This window comes from Lactococcus sp. SK2-659, assembly GCF_020218185.2.
Classification (GTDB): domain Bacteria; phylum Bacillota; class Bacilli; order Lactobacillales; family Streptococcaceae; genus Lactococcus; species Lactococcus lactis.
Genome location: NZ_JAIWQZ020000002.1, coordinates 111,304 through 130,285, shown reverse-complemented (window position 1 = coordinate 130,285; position 18,982 = coordinate 111,304). Strand labels below are relative to the sequence as shown.

At 33.7% G+C, this 18,982-nt stretch carries 13 protein-coding genes and 1 pseudogene; 1 reads left to right on the top strand and 13 read right to left on the bottom strand.

Going from position 1 to position 18,982, the window contains the following annotated elements; genetic code table 11:
* Positions 1-76: 76 nt before the first annotated feature.
* The 8 genes and pseudogenes from mfd to ychF all read right to left on the bottom strand — a co-directional run bounded on the left by mfd (position 77) and on the right by ychF (position 8,169).
* The gene (gene mfd, locus LDP15_RS07730) at positions 77-3,562 is read right to left on the bottom strand and encodes a transcription-repair coupling factor (RefSeq protein WP_015425601.1); all 3,486 of its coding nucleotides are present in this window, start codon (positions 3,560-3,562) and stop codon (positions 77-79) included.
* Positions 3,563-4,129, bottom strand: a complete 567-nt coding sequence (gene pth / locus LDP15_RS07725) for an aminoacyl-tRNA hydrolase (protein WP_003132167.1) — start codon at positions 4,127-4,129, stop codon at positions 3,563-3,565.
* Positions 4,130-4,146: 17 nt separating this feature from the next.
* On the bottom strand, positions 4,147-4,617 hold the full coding sequence (locus tag LDP15_RS07720; protein ID WP_225513347.1) for a hypothetical protein: 471 nt from the start codon (positions 4,615-4,617) through the stop codon (positions 4,147-4,149).
* A 287-nt stretch (positions 4,618-4,904) separates the two neighbouring features.
* On the bottom strand, positions 4,905-5,879 hold the full coding sequence (locus LDP15_RS07715; RefSeq protein ID WP_015425599.1) for a hypothetical protein: 975 nt from the start codon (positions 5,877-5,879) through the stop codon (positions 4,905-4,907).
* Complete coding sequence (locus tag LDP15_RS07710) at positions 5,866-6,165, bottom strand: hypothetical protein (RefSeq protein WP_042229970.1); 300 nt, start codon at positions 6,163-6,165, stop codon at positions 5,866-5,868. The genes LDP15_RS07715 and LDP15_RS07710 overlap by 14 nt, the downstream gene beginning before the upstream one ends.
* Positions 6,163-6,252, bottom strand: a pseudogene (locus tag LDP15_RS07705) (hypothetical protein); the annotation flags it as partial. The pseudogene LDP15_RS07705 and the gene LDP15_RS07710, both read right to left, overlap by 3 nt.
* Before the next feature lie 366 nt (positions 6,253-6,618).
* Positions 6,619-6,942, bottom strand: a complete 324-nt coding sequence (locus tag LDP15_RS07700; RefSeq protein WP_015425598.1) for a helix-turn-helix domain-containing protein — start codon at positions 6,940-6,942, stop codon at positions 6,619-6,621.
* Positions 6,943-7,053: 111 nt separating this feature from the next.
* On the bottom strand, positions 7,054-8,169 hold the full coding sequence (gene ychF / locus LDP15_RS07695) for a redox-regulated ATPase YchF (RefSeq protein WP_015425597.1): 1,116 nt from the start codon (positions 8,167-8,169) through the stop codon (positions 7,054-7,056).
* Positions 8,170-8,450: 281 nt separating this feature from the next.
* Here ychF and LDP15_RS07690 point away from each other — a divergent pair, with 281 nt between their 5' ends.
* Positions 8,451-9,008, top strand: coding sequence for a helix-turn-helix domain-containing protein (locus LDP15_RS07690; RefSeq protein WP_015425596.1), 558 nt, complete (start codon positions 8,451-8,453; stop codon positions 9,006-9,008).
* Positions 9,009-9,017: 9 nt separating this feature from the next.
* On the opposite strand, the gene LDP15_RS07685 is transcribed toward LDP15_RS07690, so the two are convergent.
* The 5 genes from LDP15_RS07685 to dnaA form a co-directional block, all read right to left on the bottom strand.
* Complete coding sequence (locus LDP15_RS07685; protein ID WP_003132155.1) at positions 9,018-9,218, bottom strand: DUF951 domain-containing protein; 201 nt, start codon at positions 9,216-9,218, stop codon at positions 9,018-9,020.
* A 36-nt stretch (positions 9,219-9,254) separates the two neighbouring features.
* Positions 9,255-12,866, bottom strand: coding sequence for a helicase-exonuclease AddAB subunit AddA (gene addA, locus LDP15_RS07680; RefSeq protein WP_225513346.1), 3,612 nt, complete (start codon positions 12,864-12,866; stop codon positions 9,255-9,257).
* Positions 12,859-16,158, bottom strand: coding sequence for an ATP-dependent nuclease subunit B (gene rexB, locus LDP15_RS07675; RefSeq protein ID WP_015425594.1), 3,300 nt, complete (start codon positions 16,156-16,158; stop codon positions 12,859-12,861). The genes addA and rexB overlap by 8 nt, the downstream gene beginning before the upstream one ends.
* Positions 16,159-16,263: 105 nt before the next feature.
* A complete protein-coding gene (dnaN, locus tag LDP15_RS07670; RefSeq protein WP_003130856.1) occupies positions 16,264-17,406 on the bottom strand; it encodes a DNA polymerase III subunit beta in 1,143 nt (380 codons plus the stop codon).
* A gap of 156 nt (positions 17,407-17,562) precedes the next feature.
* Positions 17,563-18,930: a chromosomal replication initiator protein DnaA gene (gene dnaA, locus LDP15_RS07665; RefSeq protein ID WP_015425593.1), complete on the bottom strand. Its 1,368-nt coding sequence runs from the start codon at positions 18,928-18,930 to the stop codon at positions 17,563-17,565.
* Positions 18,931-18,982 lie beyond the last annotated feature (52 nt).

Here is an 18,982-nt window from a genome sequence, read left to right as displayed (position 1 = left end):
TTAAAATTATTAAACTCTATTTTTTATGGTTTTATATAAAAGTATTGTATCATATTTATCTTTTTTTACGAAATGATTACTTATTTTCGTAACTATCTCGTATTTTTGATAATTCTTCAATAAAATTCATTATTTCGCTCAAAAGAACAACTGAATTTCGATTTTCAATTTTAAAGCGGAAAGTCATTTTACCATATTTTTCCCCCACAGAAGCTTTCATGCTTGTTTTGGCCAAAGTTTTGAAATAATCTTGTGGATCATAGGTGGTATTAGCCACTTTTTCCAAAGTAACAGTTGCTTCAAACCTCGATTTTTCAATTTTTTCAACTAAGGCATTATCTGCAAAGTGTTTTAAAAGACCAATTTCCAGAAGATAAGCGACTTCATCTGGATATTCTCCAAAACGGTCAACCAATTCTTCTTGTAGTTCTTCATAAATCTCACGACTATCAATTTGACGAATTCGTTTGTAAATTTCAATTTTTTGACGTTCATCAGAAATATAATAAGCAGGAATAAAGGCATCCAATTCCAAAGAAATTTCCACATTTGAAGTCCGTTTTTGCTTACTTGTTCCAAGTTTAGCATGAATGGCTTCTTCCAACAGTTGTGAGTACAAATCGAAACCAACAGAATCAATAAATCCTGATTGCTCACTTCCCAGTAAATTACCAGCACCACGGATAGACAAATCACGCATGGCAATCTTGAAACCTGAGCCTAATTCTGTAAAGCCTTTAATAGCTTCCAAACGTTTTTCCGAAACTTCAGACAATATTTTTTCAGGTCGATACATGAAATAGGCGTAAGCCACCCGATTTGAACGCCCCACTCGCCCTCTTAATTGATAAAGTTGTGACAAGCCCATCATATCCGCATTTTCAATAAAAAGCGTATTCGCATTTGGAATATCAACCCCAGTTTCAATGATTGTCGTTGCAACAAGCACATCATAATCACCTGCGATAAAGGCAAGTAAAGTATTTTCAAGTTGTACTTCAGTCATTTGGCCGTGTATAAAACCAATTCTTGCTTCAGGAATTAATTCTTCTAATTGAGAAACTTTTTGCTCAATCGTGTCAACCCTGTTGTAAACATAGTAAACTTGTCCACCACGAGAGATTTCTCTCAACACTGCATCACGAACCACACCGTAGTTTGTTTCCATGACATAGGTTTGAACTGGATAACGGTTTGTTGGTGGTGTTTCAATAACTGACAAGTCACGAATTCCAAGCATTGACATATGTAGAGTCCTAGGAATAGGTGTGGCTGTCAATGTCAAAACATCAACCTGGGTTTTTAATTCTTTCAAACGTTCTTTATGCTTAACCCCAAAACGTTGTTCTTCATCAATAATCATCAAACCTAAATCAAAAAATTCAACATCTTTTGAAAGTAAACGGTGGGTTCCAATAATTAAATCAACTCGTCCTTTTTTCAATTTGGCTAGAATTTCAGTTTGCTGTGTTTTCGTTTGAAAACGGCTGAGAACTTCGACATTTACACCAAAGTTGATAAAACGTTCAGTAAAATTATTAAAATGCTGCTCAGCAAGAACAGTCGTTGGCACAAGAACTGCGACTTGTTTCCCGTCATTTATGGCTTTGAAGGCTGCTCGCATTGCAACTTCGGTTTTACCAAAACCAACATCACCAACTAACAAGCGGTCCATTGGCCGTTCAAGTTCCATATCATGCTTAATTTCATTGATTGAACGCATCTGGTCTTCAGTTTCAACATATGAAAAACCAGAATCAAATTCTTCTTGACTGGTGTCATCCGGCGAGAATGCAAATCCTTTTTTCGCCTGACGTTCAGCATAAAGTTTAATCAAATCATCTGAAATATCTTCAACTTGTTTACTGACAGAAGACATGGTTTTACGCCAACGCCCATCGTTCAGTTTATTGATTTTAGGACTTTTTCCTTCACCAGCTGTATATTTACTGAGTAAATCTAGGTGATCAACTGGAACAGAAATTGTATCCCCATTTTGATATTGAATGGTCAAATAATCACGATGCATTCCGCCGACTTCAAGCGTTTGTAAACCTAAATATTTCCCAATCCCATGATTCTTATGGACAACAAAATCACCAACAGCGAGTTCATTGTAATCTTTTAGTCTTTCTGCATTTGTAATATTCAGTTTGCGTGCCTTTTTCTTACGCATTTTACCAAATATTTCATGCTCAGTCATGACGACTAATTTTTCATCAAGGAAATTAAAACCATTGGATAATTGCAAATCAATCAGATTGACTTTACCCACTTGAATAGATTCTCTGTCAACCTCTTGTAAACTTAAATCTAATTCATGGAGTGATTTACGGAGTTTTTCTGATGATACAGCTAAAACAACTGTAAACTCTTGCTTAATAAATCGTTCAACTTCAGTGTAAAAAAGTTCTAATTGACCGAAAAATTGTTGCATTGAATGTTGTTTGAAATTATAAAGTTGTTCAAATCTGAGATTTCCAAGCCCTTTTTGGAAATTTGAAAAGAAAGTAGCAGGCTTATAATTTCTAACTTTTGCCATTGTATCTAGCAAATAAGTCTGCCCTTCAAATCCTCTTTCCATTGCTTTTTCAGATAAAATGAAATCTGCTAATTCCATTTCTAACTTATTATTCATTTCATTTACTTTTTGAAAATCATCAATGAATATTTGAACATTTTTTGGAAAATAATTTAAAAGTGAAGTTTTTTTATCATAAAAATACTCCGCAAATTTTCGTAAATCTTTATGATAATAGTGATTTTGAGCTGCTGAAATCACTTCTTCCATATATGATTTTGCTGACGGGTCTGTCAGTAAATTCGTCATTTCTGTCAGTGATTTTGCACCCTTGTCAAATTCTTTGTCAGTCAAAATAAAATCACTGGCCGGATATATTTCCAAACGTTCAAGGCTTGTCAGTGAACGTTGACTCTCCACATCAAATGAGCGAATCGTATCTACTTCATCACCAAAAAACTCTAAACGTACCGGATTTTCCGCATCTAAAGGATAAATATCAACGATATCTCCTCGCATTGAAAATTCACCTGGCGTCATCACGCGCTGTGTCTTTTCATAACCAGCTTTTGATAATAAATTAACTAAATTTGATAAATCATACTCATCCCCAGAGGTCAGTAAAAGATAATTTTCTAAAAAATTTTCGGGACTTGGTAAATAGCTCCGTAATGCCAAAAAAGGCACGACCAAAAATCCTGTTGACTTTTCGTCAAGTAGGAAATTAAGTGCCTCAAGTCGATAAGCAACTCGATCTTTAGATGCAAGTGCGAACTCTGCGTAGATGTTATCATCAGAAAAAAATTGAAAAACTTTTTCTTCACCAAGCAAAGTTGACAGTTCATCATAAAGTTCATTCGCATGAAACTGGCTGTCAGTAACAATAATATATTTGTCAGCAACATTTTCATAAGCATTTGCCATCACTAAGCTCTTTGCTGTTCCTGACAATCCTGTCAGTAAAGTTCGCTCACGCTTTGAAAAACCTTGTTGCCATTTTTGTAGTTGCCAATTTTGGTCAAAAAATTCAATAATATTCATTTAGTTAAATTTATTCATTGTCTTTTGAAAATCACCATTTTCAAGATAGAATTTCATTGCATCAACAGCTTTGAAAATTCCATCTTGAGCGATTTCCTTATCTTCATTGTCAAAACCAGAGAGTACATGATTCACAACTGTCATCCCATGTTTTGGACGGCCAATCCCAATTTTTACACGGTTAAAGGTTTGACTTCCCACATGTGTAATGACTGATTTTATTCCATTTTGTCCACCTGATGACCCTTTTTGTCTTAGACGCACGCGCCCAACTGGTGAATCCAAGTCATCATGCATGACCGTTAAATCTGCCTCGTCTATATTATAATATTTCAAAAGTGGCGCCACCGCACGCCCAGATTCATTCATAAAAGTCAGAGGTTTCACGAGAAACAATTTTTCACCATTCACAAACGTTGACGCGACAAGCGACATAAAAGGTTTTTCTTCTTTAAAATCAACATTCAGTTCTTTTGCCAGTAAATCAAGTGCCATAAAGCCCATATTATGTTTTGTTTTTTCATATTTATCGCCTGGGTTTCCCAAGCCAACAATCATTTTTGTCATTTTCTATTCTTTCTTCTCTATTTTTGAAAATTTTTTATAAATTGCCGAATTTCTCTTTTATTGTGTAAAACAATTTTATTTTTTTGAGCATTTATCAGTTCACTCCGGTCAATTTTTTGCCAGATAAACATCTGTTTTAACATCTGTAAACTTGGTCGATAAGTTGATTTTTCAAGTCTCAATTTTTGTTTTACATAGCGCTTAATTATCCGATATTTCAGTAAGTTCTTAGGTAAATCTAAATAAATAATCTTGTCAACTTTGTCTAACAATGGAATAAATCGTTCGCGTAATGTATCTTCAATGATAAAACACTCATTCTTAAAAATACACTCAATTGACTCGAAAACTTCTTTATCTGTTCGATTTCTTTCACCTTCATGAACGATATTATCCAAGTGAAACACTCGCATTGAGTTTTTTTCACTTAATTTCCTAGCCAACGTTGATTTTACAGAACCAACTGTTCCGACAATATAGATTTTCATTAGTTTAACCTACAAAATTTACTGACAGAATTTTCAGCTTCGCTGACAATTCTTTTATTCACCGATAAAATGCTCTTTATTCAGTCGCATTTTACTGACAGACTTTTCAGCTGTCCTATTTTTATCTGTCAGTAAATATTTCAATAAATGCCAAAAGGCCGATTCATAAAAATCAGCTTCTGAGATTATTATAACATGTTTATTTACCTAGAGGAGAAAAAAAAAGACCCAATATTTCTATTGAGCCTTTTACGTTTGCTCTATCTAAGATAATCACTCTATAGTAATTATCCACCATACCAAGCCGTTCCTTCATAGTTCCAACCTGCTCTTACAAGAGAGTCACGCTCAGCTGAACTTTGAGTATAAAAATGAGTTCCTACTGTCGCATTAGGATTATAGAGACGATAAATAGGAGTTTGAGTTGATGTACTTGAATAAAAAGCTATCCCCTCGGCACGCCAACCTAGAGAAACCAAATGAGCAACTTCTGCTTTGTTTTCAGTATAAAAATGGTCCCCAGCATTCGGATTATAAACACGATAAACTGCTTGATTATAGACTGTCTTTATTGGAGATTCTTCTGAGATTCCTTCATAGTTCCAACCAGTTTTCACGAGTGAATCACGTTCAAAGGAATTTTCCGTATAGAAATGTTCTCCAGAATTTGGATTGTACATACGATAAAGTGGGACGGTATGTTCCTTGATTGTTACATAGAAAGTTTGATTACTATATTTCGCATACATAAAATCAGGAGAACCGTAGCTAGTAGGTGCAATATTTGTCCAAGCATCAGGATATTTACTAAGTAATTCTTTTTTGAAATCACTAGACAGCATATAAGTCAATGCAACTGTAGCTGTTCCAGCTTTTTGAGCAGTATATTGCCCACCTTGTGTCAAAGCTATTGTTCCCGTGGATAGCGAGGGTAAGGTTGCCCCAATAAGATTATTAGTTGCTGTATTTTGATAAAAATTCACAGAACCCTTTGGCGTCATATTATAGATTGGCAAAACTTTAACTTGATTAAAAGCCCCACTTTCCCCAACATAAACACTTTTTGAAACCTTTGAAATATCATAAAAAGGACTATTTAAATAAAAACCATTGTCCTTATTGTAAACTTCAGTAAAACTTTCACCTGTATCTAATGATTTTGTTGATGCCTGCGCAGGTGGATTTTCTTTGAAACAAACAAGGCTCAAAATTACTAATGGAATTGTTGAAATCACTATTTTTTTATTTTTAGCTAAGACCATACCATGCTACTCCTTCATATTTCCATCCTGATTTTACAAGACTATTCTTTTCTGCCAGACTCGTTGTATAAAAGTGTGAACCAACTTTTGCATTTGAATTATACAGCCTATATACCGCCTGACCATTTGAGGGGTCAGAATAGAATGAAATTTGTTCATATCTCCACCCAACTTTTACAAGGGAATCACGCTCTACCGAATTTCCTGTATAAAAATGGTCACCTGTGTTTGGATTATACAAACGATAGATTGGTATTTTATAGTTTGTTGGCGCAAACCAATCCACCCCTTCATATCGCCATCCAGCTTTTACAAGAACGGTTTGTTCGGTTAAATTTGTAGTATAAAAATGTTCGCCACTATTTGGATTATATAACCTATAAACATTTGTATAAGAGACATAACCAGTAAAAGCAGAAACGAATGAACCTTTTGACCGAGGAAAACTTTTTTTATTTCAATTTATCATTATCTAATATCATCCACTCAATCAAATTGCTGTGAAAATTATTTTATTCATCATCTATTTTTGCGCTAATATGAGCGCGTGCAATCTTATATTTACATTATTTTCCTCCTTCTCAACACGAAATGTTTCCGTTTTCTTATAGTTATACTCTTATGTAACCTTTATGTCAATAAAAAGTTTTGTTTTTTCAATCATTGTAATATTAAGCAAGGCATGGTATTTTATAGCGAACAAAAAGACCCAATATTCCTATTGAGTCTTTCATTATCATCAAAACAAATGTAAAACAAATTTCAAAATAAAAAGTAAAGGAATGATAAATCCCCAACCCACCTTATAAATTAACTTCAAAGTCCGTTTGTCATCAATCTCATGTTTTGCTTTTTCTTCCATCTTTTTGTCACCTTTGAGCAACGTGTCCAAAGAACAATCGAAAATTTCACTAAGTAAGATAATTTGGTCTGTTGTTGGTAGTGATTTTCCTGTCTCCCATTTTGAAATTGATTGACGAGAAATATGCATTTTTTTCGCCAATTCTTCCTGACTGAGATTTTTCATTTTACGATTTTCTTTGATTATCTGAGAGATTTCCATGTTGCCTTCCTTTCATGCTTTAAGAGTATCGTTTTTTATTCTTCAACTCAAGCATTTTTAGGTTGCAAAAATGCACCGATTCGGTGCACTTCTTCATTTCATTTACAAGGTTTACACGTTGAAACGGAATTCCATAATGTCGCCATCTTGACCAACATATTCTTTTCCTTCTTCACGCAAGCGACCGGCTTCACGAACAGCTTTTTCTGAACCGTATTTAAGCAAATCATCATAAGACATAGTTACTGCGCGGATAAAGCCTTTTTCAAAGTCTGTATGGATAATTCCTGCCATTTGTGGAGCTTTCATTCCACGCTTGAAGGTCCAAGCACGGACTTCTTTTTCACCAGCAGTAAAGTAAGTGGCAAGTCCAAGAAGGTGGTAAGCTGCACGAGTCAACATATCAACACCAGATTCTTTTAAGCCAATTGCTTCCAAAAATTCTGCTTTTTCATCATCTTCCAACTCTGAGATTTCTTCTTCAACACGAGCAGAAATCACAGCAACTTCAGCATTTTCAGTCGCCGCAAACTCACGAATTTGTTTCACGTATTCGATATTATCAGGTTCGCCTACTTCATCTTCTGAAACATTAGCCACATAAAGAACTGGTTTACTTGTCAATAAGAACAAGCTTTTAAGAACCTTTGTTTCATCTTCGTCAAAGTCAATTGTTCGTGCTGATTTACCATCTTCAAGAACCGGTTTGAGCTTTTTCAAAACATTAAATTCTGCGACCGCATCTTTATCTTTTGCTGTACGAGCAACTTTTTCAACACGCGCATAACGTTTATTGACTGATTCTAAATCGGCCAAAATTAATTCAAGATTAATTGTTTCAATGTCTGCCATTGGATCAATAAAAGCATCTTCACGATTATTTTCACGCATTACATTTTCATCATCAAAAGCTCGAACAACGTGAATGATGGCATCTACTTCACGAATATTGGCAAGAAATTTATTTCCTAGACCTTCTCCGCGTGAAGCCCCTTTAACAATCCCAGCAATATCTGTAAATTCAAAAGTTGTCGGAACAGTTTTCTTAGGTTTAATCAACTCTGTTAACTTGTTTAAACGTTCATCCGGTACTTCTACCATCCCCACATTTGGGTCAATTGTTGCAAAAGGATAGTTTGCAGCTTCTGCGCCTGCTTTTGTAATTGCATTAAAAAGAGTTGATTTACCAACGTTTGGTAAACCAACGATACCTGCTGTTAAAGCCATGTTTTATATTCTCCAAAATTAAGATTAATTAGTTCTAATTATACTGTAAATCGCCTAAAAACACAATAAAGGCAAGGAAAATCATAGAAAATCTCTAAGTTTACAAGTTTACACAAGGCTCGTAAACAATAGAGCGTATCATCACTAGCCTTTATTTTAAAGGCTTGCCACAAAATGTTACCCTAAAATACCACCTATGTTCTTGCTTTTAACTTCGCTTTAGTTGATAATGAAATCAGAAACAAATCACTAGATTGCCCATTTAAATTTAAGGAGAAAAAATGCTCGGAGAAAATTTACAAAAAGCTCGTCTTGCCCAGAAGCTCACACAAGAAGAAGTTGCAAAAGAACTTTATTTTAGTAGACAAGCCATTTCACGTTGGGAATCCAATAAAACTGAACCAAATTTTGAAACATTGATTGCCCTAGCCGAATTATATGAATCAGATTTATCAGCTTTTGCTCAAGGAATTGAACCACAAAAAAGAAAGAAACATATCAACCTATTTGCTGGTTTTGGCTTAGTCTTTTTTAACTTCGTTCTTGGTTTCTGGTTGATAATTACTACTGCTTTGATTCTTTTGGCTCTCTATGCTATTATATTAGCTTTATTCCTTGCTCCATTTATTATGATTTTCGCTGTTGCTACTCATAACCCACATATTACTTTTAGCAATGCGAATGGAGCAACAGGTTTTGACTGGTGGTACTGGTTAGTTGCAATTATCGCTTGTTCGCTGATGGTTCTTGTTAGCCCTTTGATTTGGCGATTTACAAAGTTACTTTACTTTTGGCTTATTAAATATCTCAAATTTAATCTCAAATCAGTTTATAATTAAAAAAGGGGCTCACTTGAGCACCTTTTTTATTTTTTTATTAAAGTCAAAACGACTCATCATCACTTCATGATTGCAGTTTGTACATCTTATCTTGATATCTGCACCCAATCTAGTGATTTCCCAAGCATTTGCTTTTTTACCAGTCGCCTTAACAGTGCAGGCATGAGGTTTCTTCATCTCGACAATCGAACCTAATTCATATTCCAGCATTATCTATCCTTTCTATACAATCCCTGTCATTATAATCTAATCATCTAGTTTTTCAACAAAAACTTGCTGAGGGCCTCCTAATAAAATGAGATACTTGTCAACTTGGTTGACATCGTAGGCTTTTTTCAAAGCCTCACTATAAAGATTCATCTGATCTCTATAACGCTCTTTTATTTCAGAAATAGCTGAACAACTTGTAAATCTATCTGTCTTATAATCAAATAGAACGATTTTATCAGTAAGTTTAACAAATCCATCACAAATTCCCCGAACAATATACTGCTCTTTAGCAAATTCATCTGTTCTCAACATTGAAAATGGTGCTTCTTTAACTGTTTTATCAACATTTTCTGATAAAAACTGACCGAAATCTGTATCAAACAAAGTCAAAATTTTAGCAATATCAATTTGATTTTTTATTTTTTCATCAAATCCCATTTCATCAAGTGTCGCTTGAAAACTAAATAAATCTGCTTGAGAAAAATCTGCATACTGCATAAAACTATGTGTTGCCGAACCGATTTCTGCAGCAGTAACTTTCTTAGGACCAAAATCAGAAAAATCTAGCTTTTTGACCCGAGTAAATTCACTTATCGGTTGAATTTCACCCACTTGTAATTGTTTTTCATAGCTTCGTTTTTTAACCTGACTTGGTGTTTGAATACTTGAAAGCTCTGTTGCTGCTTGATTTGGATATTCATAATTCATAATTTTTTGAGCTTTTTGTATTTCATCAGAATAGGCCATGATATTATCAAATTTTTCCGATTCTTCGACCAATTTTTTGAAATCAGGTTGACTTGTAAATTCAAGTTTTTCTGCTTCCAACTCTTCTTTTGTGTAGACATTGAGTTTCATCGGAAGTTTTGTGGCATTTTGAAGCGCCAATATCCAGTGTTGAAAACCGCGACTTGAATTACGAAATTTATCTTCTAAAATCTTTCCTTCTAAACTTGCATTATCGTAAAGGTCAAGTCCTGATTTTTTATCCGTTTCTTTTATTTTTCCGACAAGATAAAGTTTTTTCCTTGCTCTTGTAAATGCAACATATAAAACACGCATTTCTTCTGAGAGAGCTGCTCTTTGTTTTAAGTCTTTATTCACCATATAAGGGAATGTTTCCATTTTCACTAAAGCATAAGGGAAATCAGTTATAACATCTGCTTCATCCTTTAAATCGGCAATAAGCTTCATTCCTAAACCATTTTCACGACTTAGGATAACATCTTCTTTCAAATCACGATCGTTGAAACGAGATTGTAAATTCATTAAAAAGACATAATCAAATTCTAATCCTTTTGATTTATGGAAGGTCATCACTCGAACAGCATTTTGAGGAAGTTTTATATTAACAGAAGCTAAATCATTATTTTGTTCCATAAATTTGTTGATTAATCTTACAAATTTAAATAATCCTTTATAACCAGAACTTTCATATGATTCTGCTCGAACCGCTAAGGCTTGTAAGTTCGCTTGACGCATTTCACCATTTTTTAAGGCACCAACATAGTCAAAATAGTAGGTTTCTGTATATATTTTCCAAAGTAAATCATGAAATGCAACTTGGTTTACAAGTTTACGCCACTCTGTAAATTTCTTGTAAAATGCTTTAAGCTTGTCCTCTAAGGAAGGATTGATAAGTTCTGGATTTTGTCCTTCTTTATTAAGTGACAAAAGAATTTTATCCCAAAATCGAAGGTCATGGCTTCCTTGAGTACTGATTCTCGTTAATTCATCTTCATTAAATCCAAATAACGGAGACCTTAACATCGCAACCAATGATAAATCATAGAGTGGATTATCAATTGCTCGTAAAACGTCTAGCATAATTAAGACTTCCATTGATTTCAAAAAATCAACTCGTCCTTCATCAAGAACGACCGGAATATCGTAACTAAGCAGAATATCCTCAATTTTATTATTATTTGATTTAGAACGAACCAAGATTGCTATATCTTTTGGCTCAACTCCAGCTTCAATCAATTCTTTTATTTCTTGAGCTGCTCCTTTAATCTCTCCATCCGAAATTCTTACTTCGGATTCATCTGTTTCTTCATCACTTGTATTTTCTTTGTATAAAAGAAGTTCTGGATAAAAATCTTTCTCAGATTCAACTGGATAATCAGTAATGTTTCCTTGAACTAAGGCTTCTTCTTTGCCATAAGTCATCTCACCTAATTTTTCATCCATCAGGTGTTTAAAGATATCATTTGTAAATGTTAAAACCTCACCACGTGAACGAAAGTTTTCTTTTAGGCGAATTAATTGATTTGGATTTTCTGTCTTGGCATAGTCTTTATATTTTTCTAAAAAGAGGCCAGGGTCAGCTAAACGAAAGCCATAAATTGATTGCTTAATATCACCAACCATGAAGAGATTATGTCCATTCGATAAAAGTTCCAGCATTCGCTCCTGAGTGTGGCTGGTATCCTGATACTCATCAATCATGATTTCATCATAATGTTCTCTTAAAGTTTCACGTATATCTGGATTTTCCTCTAAAATTTCGATGGCAAAGTGTGCGATATCAGAGTACTCAAAAGCATTTTCATTCTTTTTACGTTCTAAATAACTTTGGTAAAACTCAATAACAAATTTTTGTAAATTTTCTGCGATTTCAAATGCTTGATTTTGATATTTTTCAATCAACTGACCATGTTTTATTTTATCAACAAACTTCCGAATTTCTCCAGGTTTGGATTTCGAGCCGACTAAGTCTTGCTTTTGTGCTGAAAAATCTTTTTTCAGAGCCGAAAGTATTTCATCTTTTGAAGAACCCACTCGAATATCTGTATCTATTGATAAAAATAGTTCTGTGAAAGTTGCAAAATCTTTAGTGGTTATTGCTTCTAAGAGTTCATTTTTATTATCTAAAATAAGGTTGGCCTTATCACGTCCAGCCCCTTTTTTAGCAATTACTCCATTGGTTAATGAAGTTTCTAGAAGTTCAAAAAATATCAGTAAATTCTCTTTTATATCTGCTGAAAAATCTGCAGACAAGTCTGTCAGTGATTTATATGTTTCAAAACCTTTTAAAAATTGATTTTCTAACCACTTTATTGGATTTTCAGTTGCTGATGCAAAACGGTAAGTAGTGTAAACCACTTTTTGAAAACCAGCAATATTTCTGTCTTTAGAAAAATTTTTTATAAGTTCTTCAAATTTTTCTTTTGAAATATTCAATCCTTCATCTCCTGATAGATAAGACTCAACCAATTGTTCAAAAACTTCTTGTCTAATTAAATCACTCTCTGTTTGATCAGCTAAGATTCGGAAATTCGGGTCAATATTTACTCGATTGAAATTCGTTTTTGTCAATTTTTGGGTGAAACTATCCATAGTTCCAATATCAGCATTTGACAAGTTATGTAAAGCAAGTGTCAACCTACGAGCTTGATTTTCATCAGAACTTTCTTGTCTGGCTTTTTTTAAATCTCGCTCAAGCCGCATCCGTAATTCGCTTGCTGCTTTTTTTGTAAATGTGGAAATGAAAAGTCGATCAATTTCAATTCCTTGTTTGACTTTCTCGACAATTCTCTGAGCCATAACAAAAGTTTTTCCGGAACCAGCACTCGCTGAAACTAGAATATTCTTACCAGAACTATGAATGGCTTCATTTTGCTCTGGAGTTAATTTTACTTCACTCATTTCGCCCTTCTCCTTTTAATTCTGCTAAGATTTCTGCTTGAGATTTTTGACCAATTTCACGACTGTGATCATTCATGTGTACATTTGCTTCAAATCGACAAATAGATTTAAGCGGACAGTAGCGACAACCTCGAACATTACCTGTTTGATCAATCCCTTCGGAGCGTTTCATAATTGGATTTATTGCAATCTGACCACTCTTAAGTCGCTGACCAGCATGCTGATAATGATTTTCATTCAATTTTAAAAGCTGTTCAAATTCTTCTTGATTGTAAATATTAGATTTTTTTACAGTAATATTTTCTATTGCTTTTATTTGGTCAGCTGCCTCTTCCAAAACTAAACCATCATAGCGCATTGATTCTTTCAATAAGCCAGCAATCTCTGATAAATGATTGATTTCTGATAAGTTAATTGGTTGATTTTTAAATTGTAAATAAAGAGCACCCCATATTTTTTGATTAGGAAAAGCTTCTTTAATCACGTCTAAATAGGTCATAAATTGTAAACTCAGACCGTCATAAGCATCCTGTAATTTAAAGGAATGAGCACTTGATTTGTAATCTATAGCTCCTAAATAATCAGAAGAAAGTTGGTCCAAACGGTCAATTCTTCCTCGTAAGTAAATATCATCAACAGAAAAATTACCTAATTCACTTTTTGGTAAGCCAAAACTACTTTCTGTCAGTAAAGTATTAAGTTCATCAGTAGAAACTGTTTCCTTTAAAACTGTTGCAGTCTGTCTAACAATGTCTTCTAAATTGGTCCAAGTAAATCTTGCTGTTGCATCCTGAGTAAAATAACGAGAGTAATTACTGTCAACATCATGTAAAACTTTTGTCAATTTTTCATCAAAATTTTCAGCTGACAAAGCTTCTTCTTGCATGACTTTTTCAAAAACTTCATGGAAAAAGTTACCGACAATTTTGGAATTTATATCAATATTTTCAAAAGTTTCCAGACCCAAAGTGGTCTCTAAAAAGTACTGATATTCACAGTTATAAAAGCGTTCAAAAGAACTGACAGAAGCATACAGTTTATCACCATAAATTTGGTCTAAGGTTTCTTTTGATAAATTGACCGTATTAATATCTTTAGCTAAATCCAATAATATTTTTTGAAAATCAGGATTTGACTTAACTAAGATTCGGAAAATACTAGACCAAAAAACTCTTTTGTCATCATTTTTTTCTTCAGTTTCAACAAGTTCACGCTCAATTTTTCCAATCATAGAAATCACTGAACGACTGTTTCCAATGTGCTCTAAGCTTTCAAAAAGATTGACTTCTTGAATTTTTTGAAGAATTTTTTCATCCGCATGATTCAAAAATAATTGGAAAACTGGTGAAAATTCTCCTTGCTCATTTGCCATAATTTGTGGCATGGACAAAACTAAAGTTTCTTTTGCCGAATTCACTAAAGAAAGGACTGTAAACTGATTTTTTTGATAGTTGACAACGTTCAACTGTTCAATAAACTGATTTTCATCAGTTGTTTGATTAATTTTTAGTCGTTCTTCATCGGATAAAAGTGTTGAATTTTTCTTTATTCTTGGAAAATTAGTTTGACTCAAACCAATGGCATAGATATATTTATTAGTTTTAGGTTCAACAAGTTCATAATCTTTGATATTTACAACATCAACGTTTGCTGGAATTTGTCGATATTTTGCATTTTTCAATCCTGCTAATAAAATATCTAAAAACTCCAGACTTTTCAATTTTTCATCAGAAAAAACGGCCAAAAACTCATTCAATATCGAAATAAGCATTTGCCAAACTTGTTCATGTTTATCAGCCATTTGATGCTTACTTTCAGATTCTGCTTCTGAAAAATAAGTGTTCATATTGGCCATTACATTTCCAGTTTCAAGTAAAACTTGTAAATCAGAAACCCATTTTTTTCCTGTTTTTTGCCGATTTGTCCCCAAAAAGACTTGTAAAGGAGAATCATTTCCCAATAAATTTTCGCGAAGCTGATTCACTAATTCAATTTTAGAAAACTCACTTTCATTGAATGCTTCCGTAAATTTTTTTCGACCAGAAATCTTATATTTTTGAACATAGTATTCAAAGTAATCAATGACTTCTTCATCAAGGTTGACATCAGTGTAAACCTTGCTTTTTAGAAGATTGACAACATCATCTGTCCGATAATTATTCTTTTTAATTGAAAGTAAACTTTCAAAAAAGATAACCAAAGGATGCTGACTCATTGATTCTTCTTGGGCATAGAAAAATGGAATTTCATAAAGTTCAAAAATTTCTTTCAAAGTAATTTCATAAGCAGCTGGATCGCCTACTAAAACTGTAAAATCTTTGAAAAAAGCCCCCTGACTTATTTTTTGTCTAATTTCCTTTGCGACACCTTCAATTTCAACTTTTTGATTTTCGGCTTCCCAAATTCTGAAATATTTTGCATCAGCAGAATTTATTTCAATATTTTGATCAGAAATGGCAAATCTTGAATCTAAATCGAGTAATTTTGTCAACTTATTGTAAACTTCATTGACAGATGAAGAAGCCATTTTTCTTAGTTCTACTGGAAATTTACTGCGAAAACGCCCAATCATTTGACTCGTACTGATATAAATTGTTTCAGATCCGGCTGTCAGTGAATTTTCATCACTATAAGTTCCAATGACAAAACGTGCCACTCTATCTTGAATACTTTCAATAAAAAGCTCTTCTTCCGCAGAAAATCGAGTATATCCATCAATGACAATTGTCACATCTTTGAGTTGAAAATCAAATTCCCCATCAGCAAGACGACTAGTAAAATCACCAAATTCTGAGTAGTTAGCATAGTCATTTGCTAATTTTTCTTCAAATCTACTTAAAATCTTTTTTAATTCTTGATTTTTAGGGCTGTCAGGTAAATTTTCTACTGACAGATTTGCTGTCAGTAACTCTGTTCTTAACTGAATTAGCATTTCCAAAAAACCAGCAGAATCCTGTAGAGAAAAATACAGCGGAATTTCTTCTTTCGAAAAACTCCTCAAAACACGTCGAAAAAGCATTGAAAGGCCTGCTGTGCCCAACTCTGTCTTTGTTGTCGCTTTTTCCCGCTTATCAAAATAATAGGGCAATTGCTTAAAACGAGTGACGAGTAAGTCAAAAACTGCTGCATCACTTCCCTTAGCCAAGCGCTCTAAAATTTCTTTCTCCTTCTCAAATGACATTGAAGAAGGCACAATGTAATAAACTTTTCGATTTTTTTCAAGTTCTTCAAGAGAAATCTCTAATAGTCCCTCTGTTAAATCTTGTGTAATTTCAGTATATAAAATTTCCATAAAAAATAGACCTAACTTTCGTTAAGTCCATTATAACAAAATCTAAAATTACTGACAGACATTTTCGTCAGCAAATCTAAGCTGACAAAAGAGCTGTCAATAAAATTAATTTGTACGTACTGGTGTAATCAATTGAACAAATCCAGATTCTTCATTACGTGGTTGTAAAGTGAACGGACGAACATTAGAAATAAAGCGAATACGAACTTCTGGTGCTTTAATCACTTTCAAAGCATCAATCAAATATTCAGGATTAAAGCTGATTGCTAAGTCATTTCCTTCTTTTGATAAGGCTGTTAATTCTTCATGGACAGAACCTACCTCAGGAGAGTTGGCTGTGGTTACTACAGAATCACCAGAAACCGTCAATTTTACAGTTCCATTAGTTGTCATTACTGTCAATAAACGCGCACGATCCATTGTATGACGCAATTGCGCAGCATCAAAAACTAAATCTAAAGTATAATCAGCTTCATTTGGAATTAACCGATTAGTATCAGGATAAGATCCTTCAATCAAACGACTATAATAACTAATTGTTTCATTTCTAAAAAGCATTTGGCTTCCACTGATGAAAATTTCAATCTCTTCTTCATCATTTGTGAAAACATTTTTAAAACTATTGATTGATTTACTTGGCAAAATAACATCAAATTTTAATTCTGAATCTTCTAAAGGCAATAAACGTTGACTCATCCGATGTGAGTCAGTTGCGACTGCTTTTAATTCTCCAGTTGATAAAGTTTCTAAATGAACACCTGTAAAAATGGGACGATTTTCTTGAGTACTTACAGCAAAAACTGTTTCTGTAAAAATTTCTTTAAGTACTTTAACTTTCATTTTCAATGAAGAGCCTTCGGAAATTTCTTGTAAATGCGGATAGATTTCTGAATCCAGGCCTTTTAAAGTAATTTCTGACTTACCAGAAGTTAACAAAACTTGCTTTTGTTCTTTTTCAGTAAATTCAAGAGTGACTTCTGGTAATTGACTTACCACATTTTCAAAGAAAGCAGCTTCTAATAAAACTGAACCAGTCCCTGAAATAAGCATACTTGCATCTTTATTATCAACAGGTAAAAAATTCTTGATTGAAATTTGACCATTTGAACCAATTAAAGTAATTCCATTTTCTTCAACTTCAATTTTTAATTTTGTTAAAGCAGGAATTGTTACTTTAGAACCAATTGCTTGTTTGGTAATTCTCAAAGCATTTTGAAACGCATTTTTATTAATTGAAAATTTAATCATGAGATTCCTTTATAATTTCTTTTTATAAATATAATAGTAATAGTAGTAGGTCCTGTGGATAATCTGTATAAGACAAATCCACTTAGAAGTATAAGCTTTTCCCCTGTGGATAATTAAAGAATAAGTATTTTATAAGTCCTTGAGTTTTCCACAGGTTCAAAATTTACGTTTAATGCTATCGATGTCTTTTTGAACATCCATATCATTTTTCATCTTATCCGAAATTTGTTTATAAGCGTACATTACCGTTGTGTGATCACGGCCGCCAAAAGCAGTTCCAATTGCCGGAAGACTTGTACCTAAAAGTTCTCTGACAAGATACATCGCAATCTGTCTTGGAAAGGCAATTTCCTTAGGACGCTTAGGACCAACAAGATCTGAGAATGAAATATGATAATAATTAGCAACTTCATCTTGAATTTTTTTAATAGTAAGATTTGATAAAGATTGCTGAGTTGCATTTTTTAAAGAACGCAAAGCCTGACTTGCTGTCTCGATATCGACCACGGCAATGCCATTTGCTCGAGCCACAAATTCGACCCGATTTAGAGCGCCCTCGAGTTCTCGAACGTTTGAGTCAATCTGACCAGCAATATAAGATAGAGTTTCACTCGGAAATTCTAAACGACTTGATTCAGATTTAATCAAAAGAATAGCCATCCGAGTTTCATAGTCAGGAGCCGTAATATCAGTAGTCAAACCCCAAGAGAAGCGTGAAACCAAGCGATCTTCCAAATTATTTAATTCTTGCGGAATACGATCAGAAGTTAAAACAATTTGGGAACCTTTATCATAGAGTGCGTTGAAGGTATTAAAAAATTCATTTTTCGTCCCCTCTTTATCACTGAAAAATTGCACATCGTCCAATAGAAGTAAATCTAAATTACGATAAGTATTTTCAAAATTCTCCATTTGGTTTTTTCGCGTTGCATTAACATAGTCGTTAACGAAATTCTCCGAAGAAACATATTTAATTCGAGCAGTCGGATTGTCAGTCAAAATCTGATTTCCAATTGCATGCATTAAATGCGTCTTACCTAGACCAGCTCCACCATAAATAAATAGTGGATTATAGGTATCACCAGGTTTATCAGCAACAGCAATTGCCGCAGCCAAAGTCCAACGGTTACCAGGACCTTGCACAAAATTTTCAAAATTATATTTCTCGTTGAGACCACTAACCAAAGGAGAAGCGGGTTTAGCAGTAGAATGCGGCTGCTCTTCAATAGAAGATTGATTATTTAAACGATGAAGTTCCAGTTCAGTTAACTCATCATTTGCATAGAGTTCATAATCAATCATCCGACCAAAGACCTCAAATCCCGCCGTTGTGATCAAATCGGACTGTTTTTTCCAATAATCTTTTTTCATTCCACTATCAAGCAAGATATTGGCAGTATCTTGCTCGACAGACATTAATTGAGCAGGCTCAATAAAAAAATCATAAGCTTGTTTACCGATACTCTGCCGAGCTAGTTCGGTTACACGGGCCCAAAATTTTTGATTTTCATTAAGGGATGCCATATTACTCCTTTACTTTTTAGTTTGTTGATAACTCATTATATCATTTCACATT